Raw genomic sequence first — 24,793 nt, forward strand, 5'->3', positions numbered from 1 at the left:
ATGATTAAAATTAAAAATTTAAATAAAAATTTAGGTGGATTTAAATTAAGTAATATAAACTTAGAATTACCTAAGGGATATATAATGGGCTTGGTTGGTCCTAATGGATCAGGGAAAACAACTTTAATTAAAATTATAATGGGGCTTATAGAATATGATAGTGGAGAAGTAAGTATATTTGATAAGAGAATGGATGAATATCCAGAAGATATAAAAAATAAAGTTGGTTTTGTATATGATAGGTTAAATTTTTACCCAGAGCTTAGTGTAAAAGATTTTAGAAATATATCGAAATATTTATATAAAGAATTTAATCAGGTTAAGTTTGATAATTATTTAAAAAAATTTAATATTAATCCTAAAGTAAAGATAAAAAATTTATCAAAAGGGCAAAGTGCAAAATTAATGTTAGCTAATGCATTAAGTCATAATGCAAAATTATTAATTTTAGATGAACCAACTTCTGGTCTAGATCCAGTTGTTAGAAAAGAAGTACTTACATATATTCAAGAATTTATAGAGGCAGAAGATACTAGTGTTCTTATTTGTACTCATAATACTGAAGAATTAGATAAAGTAGCAGACTATATTACTTTTATAGATAATGGAGAAATTGTGCTTAGTAAAGATAAGGAATGTTTACAAGATGAATATAGAGTGTTAAGAGCAAGTAGAGAAGATTTATGTAAAATAGAAAAAGTTGTAAATATAAATCATCAAAAATACTATAGTGAAGCTTTAGTAAGAGTAGATAATGATGAAGATTATAAAGAAATACTTAAATATGTAGATGTAGATAATATAAAAGTCCCAAACATAGAAGATTTTATGTATTACTATACTAAAAAAGTGTAACTTAGAAAGAGGAGATAAAATGTTTGATTTAATAAGAAAAGATATTTTAGTTTTAATAAAATCAGATAAGTTATTTTTAATTAGATATGTATTAACCGTACTTTTAATATATACAATATTAAATCCGATTTCATATTATTTATCTAGTATTTTTTTAAGCTATGTAACTTTAATAAGTACATTTTCCTATGATCAAGAAAATGATTCTAGTAGATTTATTATGAGCATGCCTATAAATAAGGAGAATATAGTTTATTCAAGATATATATTAAGCTTGATATTTATTTTTATAAGTACAGTTATAAATAATACTCTATTTGAAATACTTTTAGGTAAGATATATAGAGGACCAGTTTTCAATGATGTACTTATATGCTTAATTTTATATTTACTTACTGTATCACTTATATTGCCGCTACATTTTAAATTTAAAAATAAAAGGATAGTTAATGTAATATGTATCTTTTTATTTTTAATAATATTGTTAAAAGTCGGTAAATTTTTAAATTTGATTGTAGATACGGCATCAAATAATGTAAATAATTTTTTCGATTTATATAATTTAAGTTTTATATCGATAGGTATTTTTATAGTATCAATGACTTTATCTTTAATTATTGTTAAAAATAATAAAGGAGGTAAAAGTTATGAAGAAGTTTACTAAAGTAAGTATATGTATAATAGTATCAATTTTACTTTTTATAGGAATTAATAAGTTAATATTTAATAAAAGGGTTGGTATTGAAGATTATAAAATAACTAATCCTATGTATACATATTTGCAATTAGATAAGTATAAAAAAACAGACAATGGAACAGTTTTAAGATTAAAAGTAAAAAATAGTAGTAATTATACATATAGGCTAGAGGATGCAAGTCTTGTAATTTGGTCATGCAATAGATCAGAAAATGGAAATGCTATAAATTCTAGAGAAGCTTTTAGAATAAACAGAATTGAATATGGAATAAATGATGATATTAGATGGAAAGGTATAGAACCAAAAGGTGAAAGTTATATAGAATTCTTATTTCCTAAAGGTATGAGTATTGATGAAAGATTTATTGATTTAGAATCTACAGCATTTGAATATAAAGGTAGTTTTATAAAAGAGCTTCCATTACTTGATGATGCATATACAACAGTTGGTTTAGAAGAACAATATGATTCCATTCAAAGATTGGATAAAGATTTTTACAAAAATCTAAAGGGGGAATAAGATGTTTAATTTAATAAAAAAAGATATAATGACTACTATCATATCAAATAAAAAAGCATATTTAGAATATTTGTTTATACTAATATTTATGTATACTATTTTAAACCCCTTATCATATTTTTCGGTAAATATAATTATAAGTTATTTGATATTAATAAATTCTTTTAAAAATGACAATGAAAATGAAGCGGGTAATTTTATTTTAAGTATGGGAGTTAGTAAAGAAAATATAGTTTACTCTAAATATTTGCTTAGTTTTATTTTGATTATTGTGACGAGTATATTAAATTCTGTAATAACATGGGTATTGGGAGGAATATTTTATAGGGGACCTGTATTAAATGATATTTTAATCTCCAACATTATTTATCTATTTATTATATCAATAATACTTCCTATAATTTTAAATTTGAGTATAAAAACTAAAAAATTATATATGGATTATTTCTTTAATGCTAGGATTTATATTATTTATATTGTTAACTTTAATTTCAGATAAAATTCATAATGATATTAATGGAAGTATTGTATATTATGAATTTTCAGGACCATTTAAAAGTATATTTGAATATATTACATATGAACTTAATATAAAATATATAAATTTATATACCTTAGCATTTATAGCTAGCTTGCTTTTCGTGTTATCAATGTATATATCAATAAGAATTGTTAAAGGAAAAAGAATTATAGATTTTAAAAAGTTCTTTATTACAGCTTTAATATTAGTTGTTATATTTGAAGGTTATATATTTATAAATAATAATATATATGAGAATATAGTGCACATTGATGATTATGATATTGAAAATTTTGTAGACATTGAAATGGAGCTTGATGGATATAAAGACACAGCAGAAGGAACTCTTATTAAAATAAAAATTTCAAACAACAGCAGGTATATATGTATACTAGATGACATTACTTTAAACTTTGGAAAAGATATAGAATATGAAGATGGAAGTCTTTCCTTTGCTCCAATTATTAGTTTAGATTACTATGAACAAGACTTAAAAAGTAACAACTTAATGAAAGATGGAATTGACCCTTTTAAAGATGAATATATAAGTTTCTTAAAACCTAAAGGACTTAAATTCGAGGAGAGTTCTTTTGATTTTAACAATGTTAATATAGATTATAAGGCTAAATTTATTGTAAATATACCAATAATAAATATACTTATGACTATTAGTTCTACTGGAGGAAGTTATAATATTGAGTATATAAATTCTTATACAGAGTAAAATGAGGCAATAGCAACATATGCAACTATGGGTTTACAAAAAAGCAACTATTAAATTATAGATAAAAACCTTTATACGATATATAATTTTTATTGAAAAGAGGTGAGTATATTGAATTTAGGAGAAAATTTAAAAAAACTTAGAAAAGAAAATAATTTATCTCAAGAACAACTAGCTGAGAAACTAAATATATCTCGCCAGGCTATATCTAAATGGGAGTCAGGTAAGACATATCCGGATATAGAAAATCTTATATTACTTAGAAATATATTTAAAACAACATTAGATGAATTAATAATAGGCGATAGTCTAAGTGAAGATAAAATACATGATGTTAAATCAGAACAATTAAAAAAACACAATAAAGATGATATAGAACAAGATGATTTATCTGTTGATTTAGTTATTGGAGGTAGTATAATAGGAACAATATTAGGGACTATAACGGGTAACTATATGTGGTCAATGTTAGGTTTTGTAGGATTAGGAATAGGATTTATAATAGAGGCGCTAAGAAAAAACTTTAATAGTGGAATTAAAAACTAGAGAGAAATAGTGTAGTTTATGAAATTATATTTAATTTTAATAGACTACACTATTTTTATATTTAAGGAATGTATATAATAAGCCTTTAGGGTATATTAAAAATAAATTAATTAAAAGTAAAGGAGAAGACATGGACAACAAAGGAATTATAAAAATATTAACTTTTAATTTTTTAGCTATGGGTATATTTAATATTGCTCATCCGGTTACACCTACACTTATAAATGTATTAGGTCTTCCAACATACACCTTTGGCATATTTTATTCAACTATGGCTATAGCTCAGTTTGTTATGGCACCTATTTGGGGATCTATATCAGATAATAAAGGAAGAAAGAAAATACTTATAATGGGACTAATTGGATATGGTATAAGCCAATTAGGATTTGGTTTTTCTACAAATGAATGGATAATACTCGTATTTAGAATTTTAGCAGGAGGATTATCAGTAGGGTACATAACAGTTTCTACAGCATATATAACAGATGTATCTAGTAAAGAAGATAGAATAAAGTATCTTTCATATAATGCAGCAGCAAGCTCTATAGGAGGTTCTTTAGGTGCTTTAGTTGGAGGGTTTATAGGCATTTATGGATATAAAAATGCATTTTTTGTGCAATTTTTACTATCTATAATATTATCACTATTGATATGGTTATGGATTAAAGAGACTATATGTGAAAAAAATTATAATTATAAGGTTTACCTAGGTCATCTAAAATTAAATAAAAACTTAATAGACTTAAAATCACCAATAGGAGTTATGATGGTAGTTATGGCTTTAATCACCATAACAACAACATCTTATAGTTCTAGTATAAATTATTTTTTAGAAGATGTTGCAAGTGTTCCGACAACAGTTAATGGAATTGTTATGGCAATCGCAGGTATAATTGCACTAATTATGAATATATTTATAAATCCACTTTTAAGTAAATATTTTAAAGATGTAAAAATTCTTATAACATCTTTATTTGTAGCTGGAGTATCTATAATTTTATTTACCTTGATGAATGGGTATATAGTATTAGTATTTTTATCTATATTTATAGCATCAAGTGCACTTGTTACACCTATACAGCAAAGCATGGTTTCTAAGATGGCTAAGGATAACCATGGAGAGGTTATGGGAATTCAAGGTTCATTTAAAGCTTTAGGTATGGTTACAGGTTCATTGATATCGGGGTTTATATTTGATTATGGTAATAAATTACCATTTGTAATGGGTGGATTATCTTGTCTAATTGCATTTATGATATGTTTAAGAGTCAAATTTAACATAGAGGATTAATATTAAAATAAAGTATACTTAGAAATTTTTAAGTATACTTTATTTATTATGTAAATAAATTTTAAAACATATTATCTAATATCATAAAATAGTGTAAAATATATAATGTTATAAAACTTGAGAGTAGGTGTAAATTTGTTTAGAAAAGAAGCACAAAAATATAATCTTATATCATACACTAGTGATGAAGATTTAACTTTAAAGGAAATATTATTAGATAAACTAAACTTTTCAGTGAGGTCTTTATCAAAGATGAAAAGAGAAAAAACTGTTTTAGTAAATGGGACATTTAAAAAGCCTAGTGAAAAAGTATTAAAAGGTGATTTAATAGAAGTTCAAATAGATGAGGATATGGCTAATTTTGAACCACAAGATTTAAATTTAAGCATCATATATGATGATTTTGATATAATAATGGTAAATAAACCACCATTTATGGTAGTTCATCCCACAAAAAGCCATTTTGATAAAACTATTGCAAACGGAGTAACTGACTATATAATAAAAAAGAAAGAAAAGGCAAAGGTAAGATTTGTAAATAGATTGGATATGAATACATCAGGACTTGTTATAGTTGCTAAAAATGCATATGCACATCATGTTTTATCCAAAGATATGAGTGATGATAAGGTTGAAAAAACGTACATAACAGTGGTTAAGGGAATTGTCGAATCTGATGAAGGAACAATAAACCAACCTATATATAGACCTACTGAAGATAGTATAAAAAGAGTTGTGGATGAAAGAGGACAAGATTCTGTAACTCATTATAAAGTACTAGAAAGATTGAATGATGCTACTGTTTTAGAGGTAAAATTAGAAACTGGTAGAACCCATCAAATAAGAGTTCATATGAATTTTATTGGTCATGGAATAATAGGGGATGAGTTATATGGATATGTAGATGAAGCTTTAATAAATAGACAAGCACTACATGCATATAGCTTAAAATTTATGCAACCAAGAACTAAGGAAATATTAAACTTTAAAGCAGATATTCCAGATGATATGAAAAAATTAATAGAAAAATTAAAATAGAGGTGAGAGAGTATGATAATACATAAGTTTATAATACACGTATTAGATAAAGATAATGAAGCTCCAATATTAAATGACTATGAGGGAAGAGTTAGTCCAGAAGTAGATAAATTTTTCCAAAAAGTTATGAATAGAGTTGCTAAAGATGATGATTTAAGAAAAGCTGTATTCAAAAACTATAATGATAATTTAATAAAAAACTGTTGTGAGCAAATTATATATGATGAAAATACATTTTTACAAAATTCAAAAGAAATAGCAGCATACCTTTTTGATGTTATGAAAATTAATGCAGAGATAGATTCTTGTGATTTAGCAATATGTTTATATACTGTAAAAGATGAAAAATATGTAGGTATAGTTAAATTAGATTATAAGAGACTTTATACTCACTCAATAGAATTACTAGATGATAAATTTAATATTCAAATGGTAAGTAATGAAATTGGAATACCGGAAACTGGTAGACAAAAGCAGGCTGCAATAGTTGGAACTAGTGGTATAAATGATGAATATCAATTAAGAGTATTAGATAAGGATGCAGAAAAAGAAGGTAGTGAGTCTAAGTTTGTATCTGAATTCTTAGGTGCTTCGAAGATAGATGATGATAAGTATAAAACTAAAGTATTTAAAAATACAGCTGAAAATTGGATAACAAATGCGTTAAGCAATGATATAAAGAAAGCTGAAGATGTAAGAAGCGTACTTAATTATACTTTAAAAGAAAATCAAGAAGTTAATGTTAAAGATTTTATTGAGAATAATATAAAAGATGAAGAATTAAAAGAAAGTTTTAAAGAGCACATGGATGAAAAAGGCTTAGAAGAAAGCTTTAATATAGATAAGAAATGGGTAGAGAAGAAGCTTAAAAAGAGAAGTATAAGAACCGATAATGGATTTGATATAAAAGGAAATTTATCTGATTTTGAAGATCCTATGAAATATAGTGTAAGACAAAATGAGAATGGTACTATAGATATAGTAATAAAAAATGTAAACTTCTATGAAGAAAAATAAAAAAATAATGGCATATATCAAAATATTGATGTATGCCATTATTTTTTTATAAGACCCTTTTTGCATGTAAGTAAACATTATTCCAATATGTATTATTTATTTTAGTTATTTGAACATTTTCTCCTGGTTTAGGAGCATGTATCATTTCGTTATTTCCTATATAAATTCCAACATGGCTAACATTACCTGTACCATTAGTACTTGAAAATATTAAATCTCCAGGTTGTAAATTTGATTTGCTAATAGTAGTTCCAACTTTAGATTGATCACTAGATGTTCTTGGTAAAGATATATTTGCTGCATTTTTGTAAACATAGCTAGTTAATCCAGAACAATCAAATGAGTTAGGTCCAGTAGCTCCCCAAACATAAGGTTTACCTATTTGTTGTTTAGCTAAATTAATAACTGCATCAATTTTATTTGATGTAGAAGTATCTTCTGATGGAGTGTTAGTTGAATTATTTGAAGATGACGAATTAAGATCAATGTATTGAGAGCTAACCCAACCATTAGAACCATTAGAAAGCTTAACTTTATACCACCCATTAGAACTACTTATAATTTCAACTGTACTACCTTTAGATAAACTACCAATAATAGAATAGTTAGTACCAGCACCACTTCTAACATTTAAAGAAGAAGTATTAACAGTACCTATTTTACCCGCAACAGAAGTATCTTCTGATGGAGTGTTAGTTGAATTATTTGAAGATGACGAATTAAGATCAATGTATTGAGAGCTAACCCAACCATTAGAACCATTAGAAAGCTTAACTTTATACCACCCATTAGAACTACTTATAATTTCAACTGTACTACCTTTAGATAAACTACCAATAATAGAATAGTTAGTACCAGCACCACTTCTAACATTTAAAGAAGAAGTATTAACAGTACCTATTTTACCCGCAACAGAAGTATCTTCTGATGGAGTGTTAGTTGAATTATTTGAAGATGACGAATTAAGATCAATGTATTGAGAGCTAACCCAACCATTAGAACCATTAGAAAGCTTAACTTTATACCACCCATTAGAACTACTTATAATTTCAACTGTACTACCTTTAGATAAACTACCAATAATAGAATAGTTAGTACCAGCATCACTTCTAACATTTAAAGAAGAAGTATTAACAGTACCTATTTTACCCGCAACAGAAGTATCTTCTGATGGAGTGTTAGTTGAATTATTTGAAGATGACGAATTAAGATCAATGTATTGAGAGCTAACCCAACCATTAGAACCATTAGAAAGCTTAACTTTATACCACCCATTAGAACTACTTATAATTTCAACTGTACTACCTTTAGATAAACTACCAATAATAGAATAGTTAGTACCAGCACCACTTCTAACATTTAAAGAAGAAGTATTAACAGTACCTATTTTACCCGCAACAGAATTATTATTTTTATCAACGTATTGAGAACTAACCCAACCAGTAGAACCATTAGAAAGCTTAACTTTATACCACCCATTAGAACTACTTATAATTTCAACACTATTTCCCTTATATAATTTTCCTATTATAGAGTAGTTAGTACCAGCGCCACTTCTAACATTTAAAACAGATGTATTTATAATGCCCATGTCAGAAGCATTAGCCTCAGTTGAATTTATAGCTAAAACTGCAGACGTAACTGCCATAGACATTATTAAATTCTTTTTTATCATTTAATATCCTCCCATATAAAATTACCTAAATAAATGGTTAAAAATGTAATTTACAATATAAATATAACATTAATTAAACATTTATGTAAATATAATGAAAAAACAACATGGAAAAATATTGAAATTATCGTGTTGAAATACAAGCACTTAGATACAGTAGATAGCATATATATATTAGAGAAATTATATATACATACTTAAGGAGGTAAAATATGAGCCAAATAAGTGACCTTGTAAGAGGTTTTGATTTTATTGATGACAACCCAATGATATTATTTTTAATATTTGGTGTAGTAATATTTTTTGCACTTTCAGGTAATAATTGTGGTGATTTTTTCGAACAAAACAATGTTTTGATATGGATTGTATTAATAGTGTTTGTTTTATTTTTATTAAATAATAATTCTGATGATGATTGTGATTGCTGTTATTAAAAAGATATTTAATCTTATATTTTTATTGAAATATAAAAAAACCTTTTAATTAAATTATTAATTAAAAGGTTTTTTTATGTAAATTACTTGTTTTCTTCTATATAGTGGCATATATCACCTATAGTTTTCATGTTTTCAGCTTCTTCATCAGGTATATCTATACCAAACTCGTCTTCAATGGCCATTATAACTTCAACGGCATCTAAAGAGTCTGCATCTAAGTCTTCTTTTAGAGAAGTTTCTAATGTTAGTTCATCTACATTATCTATACCTAATTGATCGGCAATTATATCTCTTATTTTTTCAAACATGATTAGACCTCCTAAACGGTTTCTTAATTTTAATTGTAGTTTAATATAATATGAAAATTTTTTCAATATGCAATTAATAAAAAGTAATAAAGTTTTAAAATATGAATATAAATTATACAAATATAACATAGGAGGAATTGTTATGAAGTATATAGGACTAGTATTATCATCTATATGTGTTTTTATTATCGTATTAGCAAATTTATACTATAACTCTATAACATTAGATATGCAAAAGATGAAAAATTACATAGTTGAAAGTAATAGGGTATTATCAGATGTAATTGAAAAAGAGGATGTAGTACAAGATAATAAAGATGAATACATATCAAGATTAATTAGCTTAAAGAAAGGAATAGAGAACTCTAAGACATCGTTTTTAATTAGCGACTATAAAAGCTATAGAATAAAATCAATAGACAGTTTAATATATAGTATCTCAAACTCTAAAGAAAAGGAAAAATATTTAAGTGATGTAGACAAATACAATAAACTTAGTGAGGAAGAGTTAAATAAACTAATAAATAAAACTTTTATAGAAGTAACTTATTTGTCAGCTAAAACATATATTTAGTTAAAGCAAAATTTAACCTTTTACTTATTAAGGAGGGAAAGGTCATGGCGAAACTAGAAGATACTTTATCTCGCTTTTTGGGAGGCAATGATGGCCTTTTTAGTGGAGGGGTATTATTAATAATTGTTATAGTATTTTTATTGATTGGAACAGATTTATTAGATGACTTTTTTGATGATGATAGTGTATGGATTTGGATAATTTTAATAATTCTATTGTTATTTAATTTTGATGATAATTGTTGCTAATTTAATAATTTATTTAAAGAAATCGATTAGATTTCTTTTTTTATTGCCTTTAAATAAATATAAAAATATTAGACAAAATGTAACAATTTAGTATTATAAATCATATTATTCATTAAATAGGTAAATAAAAACCTATAAAAATTAACACAGGGGGTATAAAGATGTCTAGTCAAGATAAATTAACTCGTTTATTTGGAGGTTGCTTTGGAGACGGATTATTTGGAGGTGGAGGAATAATATTAATAATATTATTAGTGATACTTTTATTAGGAGATGACTTATTAGATTTTATATTCTGTGAAGATAATGCTTTAATATGGATAATATTAATAATATTAGTCATAAGCAATCTTGATTTTGATGGCGGATGTGGATGCTGCTAATTAAAAAAAGGAGGGGTCAAGTGATGACCTCTTTTTATTGTATATAAATAAACTATATATTAAAAAATGATAACACTTTTTTGATTATTGCATAGTATATAAAAGAAGTGCTATTACTTTGACAACTTAGTACTTACATAATTATAACCGATAAGTAAGGGGGAGGTTGTATGAGTAGTAAATTAAGTAGATTATTTGAAACTATGGGATGCGGTGGAGGAGGATGGTGGATAATTATATTATTCTTCTTATTCTTAGCGTTCCAAGAATGTTGGGCTGAAATATGTATAACAGACTGGATTCCATTCCTAATCCTATTACTAATTGTTTGTTCATGTAATGGGATAGGTTGTGGCGATGATTTTGGATGTTTAGATAATAGTAATTATGATTGTAACTGCTAAATATATAAAAATTATGGAGCTATGAAAATAGCTCCATAATTTTTATATACAATTTATTTTGAATAAGAAAATTTATATTAAATTACTAAAAAAGTATTTAATAAAAAATACCATTAAATATTATCACAAATAATACAACCTGCATATTATATGTTAAGAGCGAAAGCTCAATATATCAACAGGAGGTAACATAAAGATGTTAGAAAGACTTTTTGGAGACGGTGGATTTTTTGGAGCAGGAGCATGGTGGATAATAGTATTATTCTTCTTATTCTTAGCATTTGGTGATAGCTGGGTAGATATAGATATAATGGCTTGGATACCATTCTTAATAGTTCTATTAATACTTTGCAGCTGTGGTGGAATGTTTGACTAGAGTAACATTTTAGATAGAATTTCATACAATAAAGTATTAGGTGGTTAGATAAAAGTCATATGACCCTAGCCATTAATTAAGCTTATAGTTTAATTAAAATTTTTTAAATGGGAGGACTTTGTTATGTTCAGTAGATTATTTGGAGATGGTGGATGTTTTTCAGGAGCATGGTGGATTATAGTTCTATTCTTCTTATTCTTAGCATTTGGTGATTGTTGGGAAGATATAGATATAATTGCTTGGATTCCATTCTTAATCTTATTATTAATAACTTGCTCTTGCGGTGGATTCTTCGATGATGGAGGATGTGGCTGCTAAAATAGAAATTAATTAATCTAGGAGTGTTGGTATAATATACCAGCACTTTTGTTTTTATAAGATATTATTTATAATACTGAGGGAATATTACATAAATAAATTTATAATATGGGAAAATATGAATGAAAACATATTTATAAAAAAAAAACTTTGTGGTAGAATTAATAGTTAACTAGTAAATATTTAATTTTGAATATTCGCATTTAATTTAAATAAATTTAAGATAGGAGGCTTTATATGAAAAGTAATATAACAATAAAAGATGTAGCAAAAAAAGCGGGCGTATCAATATCCACTGTATCAAGAGTTATAAATGATTCAAAGCCGGTAACAGATGAGGTAAAACAAAAAGTTCTAGATGTAATAAAAGAAACTGGATATATTCCAAATCCATTAGCTAGAAGTTTAGTAACTAAAAAAAGTCAATTAATAGGAGTAATAATCCCAGAGGTGTCAGATTCCTTTGCAAATGAAATACTAAATGGAGTAGAAGAAATTGCAAAAATGTATGATTATGAGATACTTTTAGCTAATACATATTCAGATAAAGAGCAGGAGCTAAAGAGTATAAATCTATTAAGAGCCAAGCAAGTTGAAGGTATTGTAATGATATCATGGAAAGTAGAAGAAGAGCATGTTGATTATATGCAAAGATGTGGAATACCAGCATGCTACATAAGTAAGACTGCAAGAGATTATGATATATATACTGTAAGTACAAGTAATATAGATGCTACGTATGATATGACAAAATACCTTTTAGATAAAGGTCATGAAAAAATAGCATTTATTATGACTAGTCAAGATGATACTATACTAGAAAGAGAAAGACTGACTGGGTACGAAAAAGCACTAAGTGAAAGAAATATTAATTTAAATGAAAAATTAATAAAACATGGAACTACTACTTATGAAGGTGGTTATAAAAGTATGAAAGAAATGCTAGAAGAGGGAATTATACCTCATGCGGCATTTGTAACAGGGGATGAGGCTGCTATAGGAGCTATAAATGCTATTTGTGATGCTGGATATAGAGTTCCAGAAGATATATCTGTAGCTGGATTTAATGATGTAAAGATAGCTAAGATGTATAGACCTAAATTAACAACAGTACATCAGCCATTATATGATATGGGGGCAGTTGCTATAAGAATGGTTATAAAGATGATAAATAAAGAAGAATTAAATGAAAAGAAAATAGAATTACCATATAGAATAGAAGAAAGAGAAAGTGTTATCGAAAGAAGATAATAAAAAAGCTAGGTTAAAATAATTTAACCTAGCCTTTTTTATTTAATTAGAAGGTGATTTTTTAGTTTTTTTAACAACTTTTTTTACTTTCTTAGTTTTTTTAGTCTTAGGGGCAACACTTCCATCAGATTGCAATTCTTTAGAGTGTGAATTATTGGATTTTTTATGTTTTGTTTTTTTATGATCAAGTTTATCTTGAACTTCTGCTTCAGAAATTTTGTTCATAATAGTGTCTAATTTTTTTCTTTGGTTTTCATCTAGGAATGTTTTAAATTTAGAAATAACCTCCTCTTTCCCTTCTAATGTTTTTCCTATTTTAACCAATTCATCAATAAGTTCATTTTCAGATTTTCCTTTATAGTCATTTGCAATTTTTTCGATTTTATCTTTATCAATATTTTTTTCTTTAGCCATTTGCTCTAGAGTTTTAGGATCTACTTTTTTCATAAATATGCTCCTTTCTATAATATCTATAGTCTATAATTCATATTATTTATATATAGAAATATTGTTAAAGTGGTGAGTATAAATTTAAAATCTATAATAAATAAAATTTATTATAGATAATATATATGCAATTTAAATAAAAAAAAGTAACAATAAGATCAAATAAAACATAGTTTATATATGAGGGAGTAGTATAGTTTAAGGGGTGACTTGTATTGAATAATCTACTATTAATACTTGGAATGCTAGCATTAAGTAATGGTAACATATCATTATTTGATAATAAAAATAAATCTAAAAAATCATCAGAAAGTAATTCCACTAGTAGGACGCCTAAAGTTAAAAATAAGAATAATCATAATTCTAATACTAAAATAAAAAGAAGAAGAAAACAAAATAATAATTCGACAAGTGATAATGACGATATATTTAAGTTTAATATGAATGATATAAGTAAGGGGTTAAAATTAATGGAATTAAGTGACGAGGATTTAGATAGAGGCATGGAAATCATAACTAGAACAAAAAAATACATGTCACGAGATGAAAAAAAAATTCTTATAAAAATAGAAAGCTTACTAGATTTAGTAAAAGGAATTAAAAAATTAAGTGCTATAGATATATCTGATGATTTAGAAGAAAGTAATTTTTTTAGAACAATGGATGAAGAAGATAAAAAAAATATGATGATAAGAGAAATTATAGAGGTTTTCCCAGAAAAAAGAAAAGAGTCTGTAGAAAAAGCTATTGATATAAAGAAAAAGATTGACTTATTTGCAGAACTATTTTTACCTGATGATTTTGGAGAGGGTGGATTTAGCTTAAGTTCATTGGCTGATATAAATAACTTAGGAAGTATAAGTAATCTGAAATTATTAGGTAATTTATTACGTGGTGATGATGATGGATTATCTTATGAAGATGAAGAAGATGATTATGATTTCGAAGAAGATAGTTACGAAGAATTTGATGAATATGAAGATGAAGAACAATATGAATATATAGATACTGATGAAGACGATTAATTTATAAAAAATTAAATCTAATCGTATGAATTACATAATATGGATAAGAAAGAAAAAGTAGGAATTAATTCACAATATTATTTAAATTACTATATAAAACCTCTTTTAAAATTTTTATATTTATTATATAATAATAATATAAATCCTGAAGCATTCGATAAGGCTTTCTTAAATTCAACCGACAAAGTTTAAACGGGAGATCGAGTCTAAATCCAGCTAATATGCCCTAACATACATAGGGAAATTAAAAGTATTTAGCAGGTCACCCACCTGGGAGTATCTCGGGTCTGAATTTATGGGGCCACCGGTGTTTTGGGATTAAAAAAAGTGTTGCTCTATAGCAACACTTTTTTATTTAAAATCCTAAAATTCCTACATCATCTATACTTGTAAATACTGTATTAACGTTGTAAGGTAAATCATCTTTATAATTTGAAAAAAAGTTAGCTCTCATAAAATCATTTTCAACACTATATTCATCAATTTCATGTTCACTCCAGCTTTTTCCTAAATCTTTAGAATAACTTGTATGTAATTTTCCAAAATTGACCCACATTAAATATAAAGTTGAATCTTTTTTTAAAAAAGAAGGATACATACATGTAGAAGGACCTGTTATATAAGTTGATATATCTGTATCAAATGAAGTATCATTTAAATAACCGTTTAAATATTTTACAGAGTATCCGTTATCTAAATTCTCACAGAATGTTAAGTGATAAAAATTCATGCTATCTTTCAATACATTTAAGTAAATTTTATTTTTTCTAGAGTTAGTTATTTGAACAGGTGAGGACCATGTCAGTGTGCTTTTATTAAATCTAGATAAAAAAACTTCTTCAATTCCATTTACTAAATTAAAATAAAATACGCTAGGGGAATCATAGCTCCAAATAACAATAAAATTATCTAAAATAATATGATTTATAAAATCTATCTTATTTTCAGTCCATACATCATTATGTTTGAAATGATGAAATAGAGCACAAGTATTGGCAGAATTATGATTATAAACATAGTATAAAATATGTGTATCATTTCTGGTAATATTTATATATGGGAAACAAATACCAAACTTTTTAGAATTGTATTTTAAGAGCTCTTTTTGCGTAAAATTAGAAGATCCACTTTGTGAAGTTAAAATTTTTAGAGCTCCATCATTATAAATACCATATACATTATCAAATTTATCTAAATTAAAAAAGCAATTTGCAGAATCAATAGAATTATTACGTATCAATTTCTTTGAAAAAAGAAACTCGTTATTTTTATCATAGTAATTATAAGATATATCTTTATCAAAGGTAATAAAAAACATATCCTTAGAAGAACGTCTAATTATTGTTGAGCATTTATTAATAAAACTCATATATACCTCCTACTTAATTTATAAGAAAATATTCACACTATATATATATTTACAAAAAAAAGTTTTATTCTACTTTATTGTTATCTTTAGGTTAAGGCAAGTCACAAAAGATAGTTAAACTGCATAATATTAATTAGGCTAGTAAAGCCGAGGCATTGAGAAATCATTTAAGGGGAGGACAATGAGAAATGCAAGATCTTAGAAAGAATAAAAGAAAAATGATTAATAAACATATGAATGCAGTCAACAACCCTGAAATAGAAGAAATGAGCGACGATTTAGAGAGGGTTTATAGACCAAAACACAGCGATAATTGTAATCCATGTCCAAAAGAATGCGAACATGAACATGAACACGAATGTGACTGTGAATGCGAATGTCATCATCATCACCATCATCATGAAGATTGTGAACCATGTGAAGTTGAATCTGACAATTGTGTAAATAATCCTTGTTCTGAGGAATGTTGTACTCCAATAGTTCCATCAACATTTTCAACTAGTAATAGTATACCAGTTGCTATTGAAACTAACAGAGTATTTGATAGTATAGTTTTCCAAACACTTACAGATGGAATGAGCTTACAAGGTCCATTGGTGTATGATATTGAAGTTGCTGAAGTTAGAGGTCCAGTTCCAAGAACAGGTCCAGTAAGTGTAACTATTGAAAAAGTATGTATGAACTACTGCTCAATAGATATAGAATCAGAAGATCCTAGATTAGAAGATTTTAACGTAGTTAAAACATGTTCAGATGATAGAGGGCTTTGTGATACAACTTTTGAATATAAGGTATGTGGAGATACAAATACAACTTGCTGTGAAAAGAAAAAAGGTCAATCTGTTGCATATAAACAAAAAGGATTAGTTGCAACTGTAAAAGATTTGGTATTAGAACTAAGAGGTAAATGTGGATGTACAGAAATAATAGCATTGGCATATCCAGCAGTTAGAACTCCAAGTGGATGCTTACAAAGAGTTTCAGAAGTTCAATTCCCATATAATACGTTTGCAGCATCATGTTGTTTACCAGCTAGTGGAAGACCAGTTACATTAAGACAAGATTATCAAGTTAGTTTAACAGTTGATTGTGTTGGAAAAGCATATTTATGTTTAGTAGAAGTTTCTGATTGTGAATGTTATTATAATTTAGATATACCTAATGGTATAGATGTGGTACTTTGCTTGCAAGAGGTTGTAAGTATATTAGTAAACGAGAGAATTGTTGTATTAGCATCACCAACTCAAGTTTCTCCGAGAGTTGTAGATAATTACTCTAAATTATGTGACTTTACACAATGTGTAGATTCAGTTACATCTACACAATCAGGTGAATCTACAACATCAACAAATGGATGCAACACATGTAAAAAAACTTATAAATAAATTTGATAGTGTATAAATCAAATGGTGAACCTAATTTTAGGTTCACCATCTTTGATATAATATTATTTTTTATATTTTATACTATAACAATACTCAAATATATCATCACGAATATTTGATTTACTTTGATTATTAGAAGTATAGTTAATATCTCTAAGTAATGTATTAGGGGTTAGCCATAATCTAGATTGACTATTAAATATAATAGTATTATTATTAGACTCACCTCTAGTAGAAGTATTTAAAGCCTTATACTCAAAGACAATATTTGATAAATCATCTATGTTTAATTTATAAATATGTCCTTTATCTTTTACAATATTGTTGATATCATGCTTTGATATCTTAGTATTTCCTGGGCAAAAATTAAAATGTGATACTTTATAAATATTTTCATCAAGAGAGCTTTCTTCAACAACAAATAAGTTTAAGTAATTATTTATTATATAAAGTCTCATATCTTTAATATTTTTTGTATTATTAAATGCTTTACAGATAGCAGTTTTCTTCCAATATCCTCTATTATTATTAAAAAAGTGAATTAATCTTCCTGTTGTATCTATAGAACAAATATGAATTCTTTTTTGAGAATCAATATTTGCACAATAAGTATAAATGTTATTTGATAATTTTTCAGTATGTTCATTTATATTTTTTATATAAAGTTTATCATTACTAGTATAAATATAAAAAGGTTTTATGTCAGAATTAGTTTTACTCATCTTATCCTCCTAATTTTAAGGTTTTTTATAGCATTAATTAAAACTACACTATGTAATATACAGGTAAATATAGAAACAGCAGTCATTATATATATGTAAGCGTATATATTTAAATTAGGTATTGGAAGCAAGAAGTAGAGAGCTATTAATTGAATAACCATTCCTAAAATCGTATTTACGCTAGATTCAAATTCTTTTCTTATAGAATGTAAAATACCTGAAAGAGTTTGGTTTAATGATAAAAATAAAGGAGCTAAGCACATTGATTTTAAGTAGTCTCCAGCTATTTTATTTTTAAATACAATTAAGCATATTTCTTCACCAAAGAAATAAAAAAGTAATGAAGATGAAATTCCAACAGCAATTGTAAGTAGTAATGAATACTTTATTTTTTTAAAAACATTTTTATATTTGTTTAGTGCTATTTCTTGTGAGATACTGGGGATTAAATTTACAACTAATGCAGAGCCAACAGTAAATGGAAGATAAACAAATGGTATAACCATACCACTAATGATTCCATACATGCTTAAAGCACTTGAATAAGAAATACCTGCTAATACTAATCTAGATGGAACCATCATTGAGCTTATAGATTGCAACAATACATTTGACATACGATTACATGTAATTGGTAAAGAAAACTTTAGAGTTTCTATTGAAGAATTAATGAAATCATTTATATTTATTGTATAATTTTTTGATAAATCATTATTTTTATATAAGCATATGGTCATAAATAATACATTAGTACCTTCACCTATAGATATACCTAATAAAGCAATGTAACAATTAAATGCTTTATCCTTTATATACATACATAATAAACATACGAATAAAATTTTACTTACTTGTTCTAGAATTTGGCCTAATGCAGGTATAGTAACTTTTTTTATTCCATAATAGTATCCTCTTATTATATTTGAAATAGTTATTATTACAACTGCAGGGCAGATTGAGAGTACAAATAAATTTAAATCTTTATCATTAAGCAATTTGAGAGAGATAAATTTACTACTGAAAGATATAAATAATGAAATTGCAAATGAAATTATAAATGCCACGTATAATGTAGATATAAATAATGTATTTAATTCATGATTGTTTTTTAGTGCCTTTCTTTTAGCGACTAAACAACTAAGAGATGTAGGTATACCTGTTGTAGTAAGAGCTAAACAAATCATTAAAAAATTAAATATCATGTGATATATACCTAAACCGGTTTCGCCCATAGTGTTGGATAAGAATATTTTATATAAAAAACCGAGAATCCTTACAATAAAATTTGATATGAATAATATAATCGTTGATAACAAGAGGTTAGGTATTCTCAATTAATCACCCCCCTTATGTTTAAATATATTCATAAGATAATTAAAAAATAATTAATCTTTGTAAAATTTAATTTTTCCATTTCATCTAAACTTTGGTATTATATATACATACTATATAATGTATGATAGATGGTGATGATAATGGAAAATATATTTTAGATATAAATAATACCTCTAGTAAATACTTACAAATTTATAATCATATAAAGAATCTAATAATAGAAAAAAAAATAAAGGATTATGAAAAGTTACCACCAATAAGAAAATTAGCAAATAGTATAGGCGTGAATAATTCAACTATTGTAAAAGTATATGAATTATTAGAACATGAAGGATACATATATAAAGTAGTTGGAAGTGGAACTTTCGCATCTAATAGGAAATTTAAGAAAAAAACTACAGAGAAGGATATAATACATTTTGATAGTGGAAATCCATCAACAGATATATTTCCAATAGATGACTTTAAAGAAGCTATAAACATGGCATTAATCAATGAAGGTTCATCAATTTTTGAGTATGATGAGGGTTTAGGAAGTGAAGACTTAAGAGAAAAAATAGCTGAATATTTAAATAAAAGGTCAATACAAACAAATAAAGATAGTATACAGATAATATCTGGAGCACAACAGGGAATTGATATAGTCTGTAAGGGGCTTATAAACTATTCAGATGTAGTTTTTGTGGAAGAACCAACATATAATGGGGCTATAGAAGTTTTTAAAAGTAGAGGTGCAAAGATAATATCTATTCCTATGCTTGATGACGGAATTGATATTGGAATACTTAAGCTAAAGTTAGAAAAGATAAAACCAAAACTAATTTATGCAATGCCTAATTTTCAAAATCCAACTGGGGTATCTTACTCTTCTTATAAAAAGAAAAAATTAATAGAATTAGCAGAAGAACATGATTTTTATATATTAGAAGATGATTTTATAAGTGACTTTAATTTTGAATCAGAAGATAATAAGACTATTAGAAGTTATGATGATAAAAATAGAGTTATTTATATAAAAAGTTTTTCAAAAATACTTATGCCAGGTCTTAGAATTGGTATAGTTGAAATACCTAATGAGATTCAAAGAGAAATACTTTGGGCGAAATATTCTTCAGATATATCAACACCAGGACTTATACAAAAATCAATGTACTATTATATGGAATATTTTGATTGGGATAATTATTTAAAATCAATAGATAAAATATATAGTGAAAAATATAAAGCTGCTAAAAAGTTAATTGAAGATAATTTAAGTGATAAATTAAAATTAAGAAAATCTAATGGAGGTATAAACTTTTTTATAGAGTTACCGAGGGGATATTTATCCCAAGATTTTTATGAATTTATGCTTGAAAAAGGTGTATCTGTAACTCCGGGGACTTATTTTTTTGACAATATAATAGATGATAGATTTTTTAGGATAAATATAGCAAATGCAAGTATAGCAGATTTAGAAAAGGGAATATCTATAATAAGTGAAAATTTAGAAGAATTTTTTGATAGATTTAAAAACAAAATAGAGTTAAGAAGTAATAAAATATTTTACTAACAGATAAAATTTAGGAGGCAAAAATGTTTGATCAAAAGAAAATAGATAGGATAAATGAATTAGCTAAAAAAAATAAAAATGAAGGTTTAACTGAAGAAGAAAAGAAAGAAAGAGAAATATTAAGACAAGAGTACTTAGCTAACTTCAGAGCACATTTTAGATCAAGATTAGATAGTGTAAAGGTAGTATCACCAGAAGAATATGAAGAGCATATGAAAGCTAAAAAAAATTAATATAGCTAAAAGGGTAAAAATAGGAGGGGTAAAATGGAGATAAAATATGAAGCTAAAAATGCATGGAAAATTCATACAAAAAATAACACTTTAGAAGAGGTTATGAATTATAGTAAAGGATATATAGATTTTTTAAATAAGTCTAAGACTGAAAGAAGTTGTGCTAAAGAAATTATAAAGCAAGCTAAAGAAAATGGTTATATATCGTTAGAGGATGCTATTACTAGAGGTAGTATAAAATCAGGAGATAAAATATATGCAAATAATAAAGACAAAGGTGTTTGTTTATTTATAATAGGAAAAAATCCTCTTGAAAGAGGAATGAGGATAATAGGAAGCCATATTGATGCACCTAGAATTGACTTAAAAGCAAATCCATTATATCAAGAAGCTAATTTAGGTTTATTGAAAACTCATTATTATGGAGGAATAAAAAAATACCAATGGTTAGCATTACCATTATCTTTACATGGTGTAGTAATACTTAAAGATGGTAAGAAGGTTGATATATGCATAGGCGAAGATGAAGATGATCCTGTATTTTGTATAACAGATATTCTTCCACATTTATCATCAGATCAAAATCAAAAGAAAATATCTGAAGCTATAAAGGGTGAAGATTTAAATTTATTAATAGGAAGTATACCAACTGAAGAACAAGAAGGTATAGTTAATAATATATTAAACATATTAAATGAAAAATATGGGATGATAGAAGAAGATTTTTTAACAGCAGAATTTGAAATTGTACCTGCTGGAAAAGCTAGAGATTTAGGATTAGATAAATCTATGATCATTTCATATGGTCATGATGACAGAGTATGTACATACGCTGCTATAACATCTATATTTGATATAGAAGAAGTAGATTATACTGTAGTAACATTATGTGCAGATAAGGAAGAAGTAGGATCAAACGGTAATACTGGTATGCAATCTAGATTTTTTGAAAATATTATAGCAGAGCTTATAGAGTTAGAAGAAAACTATTCGGACTTAAAATTAAAAAGAGCTTTAGCCAAGTCTAAGGTATTATCGGCAGATGTTTCTGCTGCGTATGATCCTAATTTTCCAAATGCATATGATAAAAGAAATTCTGCTTATGCAGGTAATGGAGTAGTTTTAATAAAATATACTGGTGCTAGAGGTAAAAGCGGATGTAATGATGCAAATGCAGAGTTTTTAGCAGATGTCAGAACTGTATTTGATAATGCAAATGTAATTTGGCAAACGGGTGAACTTGGAAAAGTTGACCAAGGTGGCGGTGGAACAATTGCTTATATGTTAGCAAACTACGGAGCTGAAGTAGTAGATTGTGGAGTAGGAGTTCTAAGTATGCATGCACCATATGAGGTTATATCAAAAGTCGACTTATATGAAACTTACAAAGGATACAAAGCATTTTTTGAAAAAATAAAATTATAAAATAAAGAACTTTAAAATGAATTGATATTCATTTTAAAGTTCTTTATTTATCTATATTAAAATAATTATATAGTTCATTTATAAATCTATTTTCAAGTGGTGTAAGAACTTTTTGTTTAGAATATATAAAATAGAAATTCCTATTAAATTTTATGTTTTTTAATCTATAGAAATTAAGCTTATTATCATTTATATAGTCTATAGCAGACATATACGACACAAAAGATACACCTAATCCAAGTTTAACCATCTCCTTAATTGACTCATTTGATTCTACATGAGCAATAACATTTAAGTTATTATATGAAAAGTTATTTTCTTTTAATGTATCTAAAATTAATCCTCTAGTAGCAGAACCATCTTTTCTCATAATAAATTTAAAGTTAGACAACTCATTAATACCAATGTATCCATTTTCATTTTTTACATTTAAATTTTTAGAAGTTATTAAAACTAGTTCATCATTTAATATTTTTATTGACTCAATTTGGGTATTACTCGGTTTAACTCCAACAAATCCAAAGCTAATTCTTTCATTTAAAATTTCTGATATAGCATATTGTGAATCATAATGATTTATACTAAATTGTACATGTGGAAAATCATTTATAAATGATTTCATAAATCCAGGCAGTATATAAGTTTCAGGAATAGAACTACAAGCTATATCAATTAAACCTTCTATTTTACCAGAGTATTCTTTTATGTCACAAATAGCTTGCTTACAATTATTAAGAATATATATAGCGTGTTTATAAAGTATCTCTCCAGACTCTGTAAGTTTAATTGTTTTATTATTTCTATTTAATAATACTGTATTTAATTCTTTTTCTAAGTTTTGAATATGAGAACTTACTGTAGGTTGAGTAAGAAACAATTCTCTGGCTGCTTTTGAAAAGCTTTCATGTTTAACAACTGATACAAAGACCTCAAGTTGTTTAAAGTCCATATAAATACCTCCTGAGATTTAATATTAAATATATTATATCATAAGCAAAAAGCAATTAACCTTTTAAAATACATATAAAACTGCATCTTATTACAAAAATATTACAGATTAACAATACATATTATTAAATTTAGAAAAATGTTATATAATTTATACATAAATAATAGAAAAGGAGGTCTATAAGATGAATTTAAAGAGATTAGTAGCAAGTTTCATTATCTCAAGTCTATTTTTGACGGGGTGTACAAATGATAGTGCAACAAAAACAGTAACTAATAGAGCTAAACAACAGCAAACAATGACAAAAGTTCAAAATGATGTAAATGAGATAATGAATAAGGACTATAATTACGTTTTAAATAATATGGGAGCTCCTTATAGTACAACTTATTGGATAGATAAATATAAAATAAATAATACTCAAACTATTGAAGAACTTAATGAAACTGGAATAGTTGGTTTGGTATATCCTAAATATACAGCAGATAATGAATTAGAAGGAAGTGCTTTATATATAGAGTTAAATAATAATAAAGTAGTTGAAGTTCAAACATATGATTTCGGAACATATGAAGAAGATGAAGTACTAGAAGATAGTAGTTTGATTGTAATGGATAAATATAGCAATGAAGGAATATTAGAATTAAGTGATATGGAAAGTATAAATTTAAATACGTTTGAAGGTAATCCTGTAGATGAACTACATAAATATTTAAACTATATAACTCCAAATATTGATGCCTATGATATGGTAAGTAAGAGTAAATCTATAGAAGTATATAAGTTAATACACAATAGCGTAAATACTAATAAAACATTAATGGTATTTTTAGATGATGGAAAAATTGAAAAGATAAACATAGTAGGAGATAGCTTCGTAATAAAACAAGCTAGAGATTATTTTAACCAGTAAAAAGATTATAGCAAATGTATAATCTTTTTTTATTGTCAATTGAAATATATAATTAATAATGTTTAATATGAAAAATACAGGGTAGATATAAAATAAATCGAAAAAAATGCAAATAAATAAAAATAAAGTTAAAAAAAACTAAATATTATAAAAAAATAAAAAAGTTGATAAAAATTATTGACAATAAAATCTAACACTGATACTATGTAAAAAGAGTGAAAATGATTATCAGTAAAACATGGAGATAGTGTTCAAG

At 26.0% G+C, this 24,793-nt stretch carries 30 protein-coding genes and 1 other RNA gene; 24 read left to right on the forward strand and 7 right to left on the reverse strand.

Annotation, left to right across the window (positions count from 1 at the left end; all coding sequences use genetic code 11):
• The 9 genes from EIH23_RS10265 (at window position 1) to EIH23_RS10305 (ending at window position 7,208) form a co-directional block, all read left to right on the forward strand.
• Entirely contained in the window at window positions 1–855 is an 855-nt protein-coding gene (locus EIH23_RS10265; RefSeq protein ID WP_122640203.1) for an ABC transporter ATP-binding protein, read from the forward strand.
• Between the two features lie 19 nt (window positions 856–874).
• Window positions 875–1,519 carry an ABC-2 transporter permease gene (locus EIH23_RS10270; RefSeq protein WP_122640204.1) on the forward strand — a complete coding sequence of 215 codons (645 nt, stop codon included), beginning with the start codon at window positions 875–877 and terminating at the stop codon, window positions 1,517–1,519.
• The gene (locus tag EIH23_RS10275) at window positions 1,503–2,072 is read left to right on the forward strand and encodes a hypothetical protein (protein WP_122640205.1); all 570 of its coding nucleotides are present in this window, start codon (window positions 1,503–1,505) and stop codon (window positions 2,070–2,072) included. Before EIH23_RS10270 ends, EIH23_RS10275 begins: the two co-directional genes overlap by 17 nt.
• Before the next feature lie 28 nt (window positions 2,073–2,100).
• The gene (locus EIH23_RS17215) at window positions 2,101–2,571 is read left to right on the forward strand and encodes an ABC-2 transporter permease (RefSeq protein WP_442970294.1); all 471 of its coding nucleotides are present in this window, start codon (window positions 2,101–2,103) and stop codon (window positions 2,569–2,571) included.
• Entirely contained in the window at window positions 2,525–3,316 is a 792-nt protein-coding gene (locus tag EIH23_RS10285; protein WP_122640207.1) for a hypothetical protein, read from the forward strand. Before EIH23_RS17215 ends, EIH23_RS10285 begins: the two co-directional genes overlap by 47 nt.
• A 111-nt stretch (window positions 3,317–3,427) precedes the next feature.
• Window positions 3,428–3,862: a helix-turn-helix domain-containing protein gene (locus EIH23_RS10290; protein ID WP_122640208.1), complete on the forward strand. Its 435-nt coding sequence runs from the start codon at window positions 3,428–3,430 to the stop codon at window positions 3,860–3,862.
• Window positions 3,863–3,992: 130 nt separating this feature from the next.
• Window positions 3,993–5,153, forward strand: a complete 1,161-nt coding sequence (locus EIH23_RS10295; protein WP_122640209.1) for an MFS transporter — start codon at window positions 3,993–3,995, stop codon at window positions 5,151–5,153.
• Window positions 5,154–5,288: 135 nt separating this feature from the next.
• The gene (locus EIH23_RS10300) at window positions 5,289–6,191 is read left to right on the forward strand and encodes an RluA family pseudouridine synthase (protein ID WP_122640210.1); all 903 of its coding nucleotides are present in this window, start codon (window positions 5,289–5,291) and stop codon (window positions 6,189–6,191) included.
• Window positions 6,192–6,203: 12 nt separating this feature from the next.
• Window positions 6,204–7,208, forward strand: a complete 1,005-nt coding sequence (locus tag EIH23_RS10305; RefSeq protein WP_122640211.1) for a nucleoid-associated protein — start codon at window positions 6,204–6,206, stop codon at window positions 7,206–7,208.
• Between the two features lie 46 nt (window positions 7,209–7,254).
• Here the strand turns inward: EIH23_RS10305 and EIH23_RS10310 are convergent, their stop codons facing one another.
• On the reverse strand, window positions 7,255–8,883 hold the full coding sequence (locus tag EIH23_RS10310) for a C40 family peptidase (protein ID WP_122640212.1): 1,629 nt from the start codon (window positions 8,881–8,883) through the stop codon (window positions 7,255–7,257).
• Between the two features lie 212 nt (window positions 8,884–9,095).
• On the opposite strand from EIH23_RS10310, the gene EIH23_RS10315 reads away from it, so the two are divergent.
• A complete protein-coding gene (locus EIH23_RS10315) occupies window positions 9,096–9,317 on the forward strand; it encodes a hypothetical protein (RefSeq protein WP_122640213.1) in 222 nt (73 codons plus the stop codon).
• A gap of 83 nt (window positions 9,318–9,400) precedes the next feature.
• Here EIH23_RS10315 and acpP read toward each other — a convergent pair whose 3' ends face one another.
• On the reverse strand, window positions 9,401–9,628 hold the full coding sequence (acpP, locus tag EIH23_RS10320) for an acyl carrier protein (RefSeq protein WP_122640214.1): 228 nt from the start codon (window positions 9,626–9,628) through the stop codon (window positions 9,401–9,403).
• Window positions 9,629–9,770: 142 nt separating this feature from the next.
• On the opposite strand from acpP, the gene EIH23_RS10325 reads away from it, so the two are divergent.
• From EIH23_RS10325 to EIH23_RS10355, 7 genes are all read left to right on the forward strand, one after another.
• On the forward strand, window positions 9,771–10,202 hold the full coding sequence (locus EIH23_RS10325) for a hypothetical protein (RefSeq protein WP_122640215.1): 432 nt from the start codon (window positions 9,771–9,773) through the stop codon (window positions 10,200–10,202).
• Between the two features lie 44 nt (window positions 10,203–10,246).
• Window positions 10,247–10,450: a hypothetical protein gene (locus tag EIH23_RS10330; RefSeq protein WP_122640216.1), complete on the forward strand. Its 204-nt coding sequence runs from the start codon at window positions 10,247–10,249 to the stop codon at window positions 10,448–10,450.
• Between the two features lie 161 nt (window positions 10,451–10,611).
• Entirely contained in the window at window positions 10,612–10,833 is a 222-nt protein-coding gene (locus tag EIH23_RS10335) for a hypothetical protein (protein WP_122640217.1), read from the forward strand.
• Between the two features lie 170 nt (window positions 10,834–11,003).
• Window positions 11,004–11,237, forward strand: coding sequence for a hypothetical protein (locus EIH23_RS10340; RefSeq protein WP_164489049.1), 234 nt, complete (start codon window positions 11,004–11,006; stop codon window positions 11,235–11,237).
• Window positions 11,238–11,433: 196 nt separating this feature from the next.
• The gene (locus EIH23_RS10345; RefSeq protein ID WP_122640218.1) at window positions 11,434–11,613 is read left to right on the forward strand and encodes a hypothetical protein; all 180 of its coding nucleotides are present in this window, start codon (window positions 11,434–11,436) and stop codon (window positions 11,611–11,613) included.
• Between the two features lie 123 nt (window positions 11,614–11,736).
• Window positions 11,737–11,931 (forward strand): hypothetical protein, encoded by a 195-nt coding sequence (locus EIH23_RS10350; protein WP_122640219.1) that lies wholly within the window; start codon window positions 11,737–11,739, stop codon window positions 11,929–11,931.
• A gap of 237 nt (window positions 11,932–12,168) precedes the next feature.
• The gene (locus EIH23_RS10355) at window positions 12,169–13,182 is read left to right on the forward strand and encodes a LacI family DNA-binding transcriptional regulator (protein WP_122640220.1); all 1,014 of its coding nucleotides are present in this window, start codon (window positions 12,169–12,171) and stop codon (window positions 13,180–13,182) included.
• A gap of 42 nt (window positions 13,183–13,224) precedes the next feature.
• Here the strand turns inward: EIH23_RS10355 and EIH23_RS10360 are convergent, their stop codons facing one another.
• On the reverse strand, window positions 13,225–13,629 hold the full coding sequence (locus tag EIH23_RS10360) for a hypothetical protein (protein WP_122640221.1): 405 nt from the start codon (window positions 13,627–13,629) through the stop codon (window positions 13,225–13,227).
• Between the two features lie 215 nt (window positions 13,630–13,844).
• Here EIH23_RS10360 and EIH23_RS10365 point away from each other — a divergent pair, with 215 nt between their 5' ends.
• Together EIH23_RS10365 and ssrS are read left to right on the forward strand one after the other, a co-directional pair.
• Window positions 13,845–14,654, forward strand: a complete 810-nt coding sequence (locus EIH23_RS10365) for a hypothetical protein (protein ID WP_243113390.1) — start codon at window positions 13,845–13,847, stop codon at window positions 14,652–14,654.
• Between the two features lie 139 nt (window positions 14,655–14,793).
• A non-coding RNA gene (ssrS, locus tag EIH23_RS10370) (6S RNA) lies at window positions 14,794–14,977 on the forward strand.
• Between the two features lie 32 nt (window positions 14,978–15,009).
• Here ssrS and EIH23_RS10375 read toward each other — a convergent pair.
• Window positions 15,010–16,023 carry a hypothetical protein gene (locus EIH23_RS10375; RefSeq protein WP_122640222.1) on the reverse strand — a complete coding sequence of 338 codons (1,014 nt, stop codon included), beginning with the start codon at window positions 16,021–16,023 and terminating at the stop codon, window positions 15,010–15,012.
• Window positions 16,024–16,211: 188 nt separating this feature from the next.
• On the opposite strand from EIH23_RS10375, the gene EIH23_RS10380 reads away from it, so the two are divergent.
• Window positions 16,212–17,408 carry a hypothetical protein gene (locus EIH23_RS10380; protein WP_243113391.1) on the forward strand — a complete coding sequence of 399 codons (1,197 nt, stop codon included), beginning with the start codon at window positions 16,212–16,214 and terminating at the stop codon, window positions 17,406–17,408.
• Between the two features lie 62 nt (window positions 17,409–17,470).
• On the opposite strand, the gene EIH23_RS10385 is transcribed toward EIH23_RS10380, so the two are convergent.
• Window positions 17,471–18,130: a hypothetical protein gene (locus tag EIH23_RS10385; protein WP_122640223.1), complete on the reverse strand. Its 660-nt coding sequence runs from the start codon at window positions 18,128–18,130 to the stop codon at window positions 17,471–17,473.
• Entirely contained in the window at window positions 18,127–19,464 is a 1,338-nt protein-coding gene (locus EIH23_RS10390; protein ID WP_122640224.1) for a polysaccharide biosynthesis protein, read from the reverse strand. The genes EIH23_RS10385 and EIH23_RS10390 overlap by 4 nt, the downstream gene beginning before the upstream one ends.
• A gap of 122 nt (window positions 19,465–19,586) precedes the next feature.
• On the opposite strand from EIH23_RS10390, the gene pdxR reads away from it, so the two are divergent.
• Genes pdxR through EIH23_RS10405 form a run of 3 tightly spaced genes read left to right on the forward strand, consistent with a single transcriptional unit; the run spans window position 19,587 to window position 22,675 of the window.
• On the forward strand, window positions 19,587–21,017 hold the full coding sequence (gene pdxR / locus EIH23_RS10395; RefSeq protein WP_122640225.1) for a MocR-like pyridoxine biosynthesis transcription factor PdxR: 1,431 nt from the start codon (window positions 19,587–19,589) through the stop codon (window positions 21,015–21,017).
• Between the two features lie 23 nt (window positions 21,018–21,040).
• Complete coding sequence (locus tag EIH23_RS10400) at window positions 21,041–21,250, forward strand: DUF896 domain-containing protein (RefSeq protein ID WP_122640226.1); 210 nt, start codon at window positions 21,041–21,043, stop codon at window positions 21,248–21,250.
• A gap of 33 nt (window positions 21,251–21,283) precedes the next feature.
• On the forward strand, window positions 21,284–22,675 hold the full coding sequence (locus EIH23_RS10405) for an aminopeptidase (protein ID WP_122640227.1): 1,392 nt from the start codon (window positions 21,284–21,286) through the stop codon (window positions 22,673–22,675).
• 43 nt (window positions 22,676–22,718) lie between these two features.
• Here the strand turns inward: EIH23_RS10405 and EIH23_RS10410 are convergent, their stop codons facing one another.
• The gene (locus EIH23_RS10410) at window positions 22,719–23,624 is read right to left on the reverse strand and encodes a selenium metabolism-associated LysR family transcriptional regulator (protein WP_122640228.1); all 906 of its coding nucleotides are present in this window, start codon (window positions 23,622–23,624) and stop codon (window positions 22,719–22,721) included.
• A gap of 184 nt (window positions 23,625–23,808) precedes the next feature.
• Here EIH23_RS10410 and EIH23_RS10415 point away from each other — a divergent pair, with 184 nt between their 5' ends.
• Window positions 23,809–24,537 carry a hypothetical protein gene (locus tag EIH23_RS10415; RefSeq protein WP_122640229.1) on the forward strand — a complete coding sequence of 243 codons (729 nt, stop codon included), beginning with the start codon at window positions 23,809–23,811 and terminating at the stop codon, window positions 24,535–24,537.
• Window positions 24,538–24,793: the final 256 nt, after the last annotated feature.

It is taken from the genome of Romboutsia sp. Marseille-P6047, assembly GCF_900604535.1.
Lineage (GTDB): Bacteria > Bacillota > Clostridia > Peptostreptococcales > Peptostreptococcaceae > Romboutsia_E.

Excerpts from the sequence above, each read along its gene's own strand:
- EIH23_RS10305 (WP_122640211.1), top strand. The coding sequence starts at position 6,204 with ATGATAATACATAAGTTTATAATACACGTATTAGATAAAGATAATGAA.
- EIH23_RS10270 (WP_122640204.1), top strand. The coding sequence starts at position 875 with ATGTTTGATTTAATAAGAAAAGATATTTTAGTTTTAATAAAATCAGAT.
- EIH23_RS10275 (WP_122640205.1), top strand. The coding sequence starts at position 1,503 with ATGAAGAAGTTTACTAAAGTAAGTATATGTATAATAGTATCAATTTTA.
- EIH23_RS10410 (WP_122640228.1), bottom strand. The coding sequence starts at position 23,624 with ATGGACTTTAAACAACTTGAGGTCTTTGTATCAGTTGTTAAACATGAA.
- EIH23_RS10400 (WP_122640226.1), top strand. The coding sequence starts at position 21,041 with ATGTTTGATCAAAAGAAAATAGATAGGATAAATGAATTAGCTAAAAAA.
- EIH23_RS10380 (WP_243113391.1), top strand. The coding sequence starts at position 16,212 with ATGCAAGATCTTAGAAAGAATAAAAGAAAAATGATTAATAAACATATG.
- EIH23_RS10415 (WP_122640229.1), top strand. The coding sequence starts at position 23,809 with ATGAATTTAAAGAGATTAGTAGCAAGTTTCATTATCTCAAGTCTATTT.
- EIH23_RS10315 (WP_122640213.1), top strand. The coding sequence starts at position 9,096 with ATGAGCCAAATAAGTGACCTTGTAAGAGGTTTTGATTTTATTGATGAC.
- EIH23_RS10405 (WP_122640227.1), top strand. The coding sequence starts at position 21,284 with ATGGAGATAAAATATGAAGCTAAAAATGCATGGAAAATTCATACAAAA.
- EIH23_RS10345 (WP_122640218.1), top strand. The coding sequence starts at position 11,434 with ATGTTAGAAAGACTTTTTGGAGACGGTGGATTTTTTGGAGCAGGAGCA.
- EIH23_RS10330 (WP_122640216.1), top strand. The coding sequence starts at position 10,247 with ATGGCGAAACTAGAAGATACTTTATCTCGCTTTTTGGGAGGCAATGAT.
- EIH23_RS10360 (WP_122640221.1), bottom strand. The coding sequence starts at position 13,629 with ATGAAAAAAGTAGATCCTAAAACTCTAGAGCAAATGGCTAAAGAAAAA.
- EIH23_RS10355 (WP_122640220.1), top strand. The coding sequence starts at position 12,169 with ATGAAAAGTAATATAACAATAAAAGATGTAGCAAAAAAAGCGGGCGTA.
- EIH23_RS10295 (WP_122640209.1), top strand. The coding sequence starts at position 3,993 with ATGGACAACAAAGGAATTATAAAAATATTAACTTTTAATTTTTTAGCT.
- EIH23_RS10265 (WP_122640203.1), top strand. The coding sequence starts at position 1 with ATGATTAAAATTAAAAATTTAAATAAAAATTTAGGTGGATTTAAATTA.
- EIH23_RS17215 (WP_442970294.1), top strand. The coding sequence starts at position 2,101 with ATGACTACTATCATATCAAATAAAAAAGCATATTTAGAATATTTGTTT.
- EIH23_RS10325 (WP_122640215.1), top strand. The coding sequence starts at position 9,771 with ATGAAGTATATAGGACTAGTATTATCATCTATATGTGTTTTTATTATC.
- EIH23_RS10385 (WP_122640223.1), bottom strand. The coding sequence starts at position 18,130 with ATGAGTAAAACTAATTCTGACATAAAACCTTTTTATATTTATACTAGT.
- EIH23_RS10335 (WP_122640217.1), top strand. The coding sequence starts at position 10,612 with ATGTCTAGTCAAGATAAATTAACTCGTTTATTTGGAGGTTGCTTTGGA.
- acpP (WP_122640214.1), bottom strand. The coding sequence starts at position 9,628 with ATGTTTGAAAAAATAAGAGATATAATTGCCGATCAATTAGGTATAGAT.
- EIH23_RS10350 (WP_122640219.1), top strand. The coding sequence starts at position 11,737 with ATGTTCAGTAGATTATTTGGAGATGGTGGATGTTTTTCAGGAGCATGG.
- pdxR (WP_122640225.1), top strand. The coding sequence starts at position 19,587 with ATGATAGATGGTGATGATAATGGAAAATATATTTTAGATATAAATAAT.
- EIH23_RS10285 (WP_122640207.1), top strand. The coding sequence starts at position 2,525 with ATGCTAGGATTTATATTATTTATATTGTTAACTTTAATTTCAGATAAA.
- EIH23_RS10340 (WP_164489049.1), top strand. The coding sequence starts at position 11,004 with ATGAGTAGTAAATTAAGTAGATTATTTGAAACTATGGGATGCGGTGGA.
- EIH23_RS10375 (WP_122640222.1), bottom strand. The coding sequence starts at position 16,023 with ATGAGTTTTATTAATAAATGCTCAACAATAATTAGACGTTCTTCTAAG.
- EIH23_RS10310 (WP_122640212.1), bottom strand. The coding sequence starts at position 8,883 with ATGATAAAAAAGAATTTAATAATGTCTATGGCAGTTACGTCTGCAGTT.